The 5,588-nt window shown below is 70.2% G+C and carries 4 protein-coding genes; 2 read left to right on the forward strand and 2 right to left on the reverse strand.

What is annotated here, in order from left to right:
- Positions 1-161 precede the first annotated feature (161 nt).
- Both AC07BF_RS37505 and recD2 read right to left on the reverse strand, forming a co-directional pair.
- Complete coding sequence (locus AC07BF_RS37505; protein WP_363588572.1) at positions 162-1,451, reverse strand: citrate synthase; 1,290 nt, start codon at positions 1,449-1,451, stop codon at positions 162-164.
- Between the two features lie 225 nt (positions 1,452-1,676).
- Positions 1,677-3,911 (reverse strand): SF1B family DNA helicase RecD2, encoded by a 2,235-nt coding sequence (gene recD2 / locus AC07BF_RS37510; protein WP_363588570.1) that lies wholly within the window; start codon positions 3,909-3,911, stop codon positions 1,677-1,679.
- 221 nt (positions 3,912-4,132) lie between these two features.
- Here recD2 and AC07BF_RS37515 point away from each other — a divergent pair, with 221 nt between their 5' ends.
- Both AC07BF_RS37515 and AC07BF_RS37520 read left to right on the forward strand, forming a co-directional pair.
- Positions 4,133-4,924 carry a VOC family protein gene (locus AC07BF_RS37515; protein WP_478334590.1) on the forward strand — a complete coding sequence of 264 codons (792 nt, stop codon included), beginning with the start codon at positions 4,133-4,135 and terminating at the stop codon, positions 4,922-4,924.
- A gap of 91 nt (positions 4,925-5,015) precedes the next feature.
- Positions 5,016-5,468 (forward strand): GNAT family N-acetyltransferase, encoded by a 453-nt coding sequence (locus AC07BF_RS37520; protein WP_363588566.1) that lies wholly within the window; start codon positions 5,016-5,018, stop codon positions 5,466-5,468.
- Positions 5,469-5,588 lie beyond the last annotated feature (120 nt).

Below are 5,588 nucleotides of genomic sequence, written 5' to 3' on the forward strand. Positions count from 1 at the left end.
GACAATCCAGCCCCCCTCCACACCCTCCCCCCCCCCCCCCCCCTCCCCCCCCCCCCCCCCCCCCCCCCCCCCCCCCCCCCCCCCCCCCCCCCCCCCCCCCCCCATCCCCCCCCCCCCCCCCCCCCCCCCCCCCCCCCCCCCCCCCCCTTCCGGGTGCAGCGTCAGCGGTCGCCGAGGGCGACGTAGTCGCGGATCTCGGCGCCGGTGTAGATCTGGCGCGGACGGCCGATCCGGCTGGTCGGGTCGTTGATCATCTCGTGCCAGTGGGCGATCCAGCCCGGCAGCCGGCCGAGGGCGAACAGCACGGTGAACATGCTGGTCGGGAAGCCCATGGCGCGGTAGATCAGGCCGGTGTAGAAGTCCACGTTCGGGTAGAGCTTGCGCGAGATGAAGAAGTCGTCCTTGAGGGCGTGCTCCTCCAGCTTGAGCGCGATGTTCAGCAGCTCGTCGTTCTTGCCGAGCTGGCCGAGGACCTCGTGCGCGAGCAGCTTGACCTGCGCGGCGCGCGGGTCGAAGGCCTTGTAGACGCGGTGGCCGAAGCCCATCAGCTTGACGCCGGCTTCCTTGTTCTTCACCTTCGTGATGAACGCGTCGACGTCGCCGCCGTCCTTCTGGATGCTCTCCAGCATCTCCAGCACGGCCTGGTTGGCGCCGCCGTGCAGCGGGCCCCAGAGCGCCGAGATGCCCGCCGAGATCGAGGCGAACAGGTTGGCGTGGCTGGAGCCGACCAGGCGCACGGTGGAGGTCGAGCAGTTCTGCTCGTGGTCCGCGTGCAGGATGAGCAGCTTGTCCAGGGCGTTGACGATCACCGGGTTGAGCTCGTAGTCCTCGGCGGGGACGGCGAAGGTCATCCGCAGGAGGTTCTCGACGTAGCTCAGGTCGTTGCGCGGGTAGACGAAGGGCTGGCCCATCGCCTTCTTGTACGCGTAGGCGGCGATCGTCGGCAGCTTGGCGAGCAGGCGGACGGTCGACAGGTGGCGCTGGCCGGCGTCGAACGGGTTGTGGCTCTCCGGGTAGAACGTGGAGAGCGCGCCGACCACCGAGGACAGCATGGCCATCGGGTGGGCGTCCCGCGGGAAGCCCTGGAAGAAGCGCTTGACGTCCTCGTGCAGCAGGGTGTGCTGGGTGATCTCGCGGTTGAACTCGGCCAGCTGGACCGCGTTGGGCAGCTCACCGTTGATCAGGAGGTACGCGGTCTCGATGAAGCCGCCCTGCCCTGCGAGCTGCTCGATCGGGTAGCCGCGGTACCGCAGGATGCCGTTGTCACCGTCCACGAAGGTGATCGCGGACTTGTACGCGGCGGTGTTACCGAAGCCGTTGTCCAGGGTGACCAGGCCGGTCTGCGGAAGCAGCTTCGAGATGTCGAAGCCGGCGTTGCCCGCAGTGCTCTCGACGACGGGGTACTCGTACTCGCCGTCCTGGTACCGCAGTACTACCGAGTTGTCGCTCACGTCTTCCTCACCGACGAAATGAATCCTCTTCCAAGGTGCCCTGACTGTCTCTACCATCCCCCATCTGGAGGACAGCCGCGCACCCGGGGTGGCCCGAAAGGGCCCGCCCCTACAAAACCTGCTGCCGCAGCCGGTACGAACCGGACAAGATCGGCACCACCCTAGGCTCTGCCGTAAATCTCTTCACGTCAAGAGAACATTAGAGGCAACCATCCTGTTGGATAATCATCCAGTTGCCAGTCGATGATCGAGCGCCGCATGCCGTCGACCTGCACTGACGGTTCGCACGGCCTGGGCGATCGCCTTCCGTGACCCCACCAGTACCACCAGTTTCCTGGCCCTGGTCACAGCGGTGTAGAGCAGGTTTCGCTGGAGCATCATCCAAGCGGACATGGTGACCGGAATCACCACGACCGGGTACTCGCTGCCCTGCGAGCGGTGGATCGTGACCGCGTACGCGTGGGCCAGCTCGTCCAGTTCGTCGAAGTCGTACGGCACCTCCTCGTCCTCGTCGGTGAGCACCGTCAACCGCTGGTCGTCCACGCTGAGGGCGGTCACCACTCCCACTGTGCCGTTGAAGACCCCGTTGCGCCCCTTGTCGTAGTTGTTGCGCACCTGCGTGACCTTGTCCCCCACCCGGAACGTGCGCCCGCCGAACCGCCGCTCCGCCAGCCCCTCCCGGGCCGGCGTCACCGCCCCCTGGAGCAGCGTGTTCAGGTTCCCCGCCCCGGCCGGACCCCGGTGCATCGGCGCCAGCACCTGGACGTCCCGCCGCGGGTCGAAGCCGAACCGCTGCGGGATCCGCCGCGCCACCACGTCCACCGTCAGGCCGGCCGCCAGCTCCGCGTCGTCCTCCGCGAACAGGAAGAAGTCCGGCAGACCGTCCGTCAGCGGCGGCCTCCCCTCGTTGATCCGGTGCGCGTTCGTCACCACCCCCGACTGCTGGGCCTGCCGGAAGATCCTGGTCAGCCGCACCGACGGGATCGGGCCGCCCTCCGCCAGCAGGTCCCGCAACACCTCGCCGGCGCCCACCGACGGCAGCTGGTCCACGTCCCCCACGAACAACAGGTGCGCCCCCGGCGGCACCGCCTTGACCAGCTTGTTCGCCAGGATCAGATCCAGCATCGAGGCCTCGTCCACCACCACCAGATCGGCGTCCAGCGGCCGGTCCCGGTCGTACGCGGCGTCCCCACCCGGTTTCAGCTCCAGCAGCCGGTGCACCGTCGAGGCCTCCGCCCCGGTCAGCTCCGCCAGCCGCTTCGCCGCCCGCCCGGTCGGCGCCGCCAGCACCACCTTCGCCCGCTTGGCCAGCGCCAGCGTCACGATCGACTTCACCGTGAACGACTTGCCGCAGCCCGGACCACCCGTCAGCACCGCGACCCGCTCGGTCAGCGCCAGCCGCACCGCTTGCTCCTGCTCCGGCGCGAGATCGGCCCCGGTGCGCTTCGCCAGCCACTCCAGCGCCACCGGCCAGTCCACCCCGCCGAACCACGGCATCCGGTCGGAATCCGAACGCAGCAACCGCAGCAGCTGGTTGGCCAGCGAGATCTCCGCCCGGTGGAACGGCACCAGGTACACCGCGGTGATCGCCTCGCCCGCCTCCCCCGGCACCGACTCCCGCACCACCCCCTCCGCCGCGACCAGCTCCGCCAGGCAGTCGATCACCAGGCCCACGTCCACCTGCAGCAGCTTCACGCCGTCCGCGATCAGCCGCTCCTCCGGCAGGTAGCAGTGCCCCTGGTCGCTGCTCTGCGACAGCGCGTACTGCAAGCCCGCCTTCACCCGCTCCGGGCTGTCGTGCGGGATCCCCACCGCCTGGGCGATCCGGTCCGCCGTCAGGAAGCCGATCCCCCACACGTCCGACGCCAGCCGGTACGGCTCGTTCCTCACCACTCCGATCGAGGCGTCGCCGTACTGCTTGTAGATCCGCACCGCGAGCGAGGTCGACACCCCGACCCCCTGGAGGAAGACCATCACCTCCTTGATGGCCTTCTGCTCCTCCCAGGCCGCCGCGATCTTCTTCGTCCGCTTCGGCCCCAGCCCCGGCACCTCGATCAGCCGGCCCGGCTCGTTCTCGATCACCTCCAGGGTGTCCACCCCGAAGCGCTCCACGATCCGCTCGGCGAACCGCGGCCCGATCCCCTTGATCAGCCCCGAACCCAGGTACCGCTGGATGCCCTGCACCGTCGCCGGCAGCACCGTCGTGTAGTTCTCCACCGTGAACTGCCGCCCGTACTGCGGATGCGAGCCCCACCGCCCGTGCAGCCGCAGCGACTCCCCCACCTGGGCTCCCAGCAGCGCGCCCACCACCGTCAGCAGGTCGTTCCCGCCCCGACCGGTGTCCACCCGGGCCACCGTGTAACCGGTGTCCTCGTTGGCGTACGTGATCCGCTCCAGCACGCCCTCGACCTGCGCGAGCTGGCGCGGCGCCTCCTGCCCCGACTGCGCCTGCCTGGCCACCGGAACCCCCTTCGACCGGTACGGGTGGACCTTTCGTTACGCACCGTACCGCCCGGCCACGACAAGCCCGCACCCGCGCCGGACCACCCCCGCGGCGGGACCGCCTCCGGGCCCCTGCCGAGCAGCGCCCCGCCGTGCAGCGCCCCCGCCGAGGTGCCAGGCTGGGACGGGCAGGGGGGCACGATCGCGCCCGTACGGGCCCCGTCCGAGGAGCAGTGCCCATGCTCAACACCTCCTTCCGCCCCGGCTCCCCCGACTGGCTCGACCTGGGCAGTCCCGACACCCGGGCTTCCGTCGACTTCTACACCGCCCTGTTCGGCTGGACCTTCGACCCGGCCGGCCCCGAAGCCGGCGGGTACGGCTTCTTCCAGCTCGACGGCCGGACGGTCGCCGCCCTCGGGCCGCTCGCCGAGGAGGGCTCCCTGCCCGCCTGGACGCTGTACTTCGCCACCCTCGACGCCGACCGCACCACCGAACTCGTCGAACAGGCCGGCGGGCACGTCCGGTTCACCCCCTTCGACGTCTTCACCGCGGGCCGGATGGCCGGCTACACCGACCCGACCGGCGCCGAGTTCGCCGTCTGGCAGCCGCACGACACCCACGGCCTGGAGGTCGTCAACGAGGAGGGCAGCCTCTGCTGGGCCGAGTGCTACAGCGTCGACGCCGAACGCGCCAAGACCTTCTACCGGACCGTCTTCAGCTGGCAGGAACAGGACGTGCCGCTCGAAGGCACCTCCTACACCGTCCTCACCCCCGCCGGCGCCGGCAGCGACGACGCCCACGGCGGCATCATGCAGCTCGGCCCCGAACAGACCGCCCGCGACACCACCTCGCACTGGCTCCCCTACTTCGAGGTTCCCAACGTGGACGCCAGCCTCGCCATCGCCGACAAGCTCGGGGCCACCGTGCGGATCCCCGCCATGGACGTCCACGGCGTGGGCCGCCTCGCCCAGTTCCACGACCCGCACGGCGCCGTCTTCGCCGTCATCACCAGTGCCAAGCCCGGGGAGTGACGGCAAATCACCCCCGAGAAGGGGCCTGAGGGGGCTCTACGGGCAGTGGCGGCGGAGGTGCGGGGAAACAGGGCGCGCCTATCCTCTGATCATGACTGACCTGACGATCCGCCGGGCCACCGCAGAGGACCTGCCGGCGCTAGTGGCCATGCTCGCCGACGACGCCCTGGGTGCCACCCGCGAGAGCCCCGACGACCTCACCCCGTACCGTGCCGCCTTCGCCCGCGTCGACGGCGACCCGCACCAGCACCTGGTCGCCGCCGAGCGCGCCGGCCGGACCGTCGGCACCCTGCAGCTGACCGTGATCCCCGGCATCTCCCGGAAGGGCTCCACCCGGACCGTCATCGAGGCCGTCCGCATCCACGCCGACGAGCGGGGCAGCGGCCTCGGCACCGAACTGATCCAGTGGGCGATCGAGCGTTCCCGCGAACTCGGCGCCGACCTCGTCCAGCTCACCTCCGACGCGACCCGCACCGACGCCCACCGCTTCTACGAGAAGCTCGGCTTCGTCCCGTCGCACGTCGGATTCAAGCTCCAGCTCTGAGGCCTTGAAGTTCCAAAGCCGCGGAAACGCAAAAAGACCCCCTCCCGGACGGGAGGGGGTCTTTTCGGAATGATTGTTCGGCGGCGTCCTACTCTCCCACAGGGTCCCCCCTGCAGTACC

The sequence above is a fragment of the Kitasatospora sp. NPDC043950 genome (assembly GCF_056435345.1).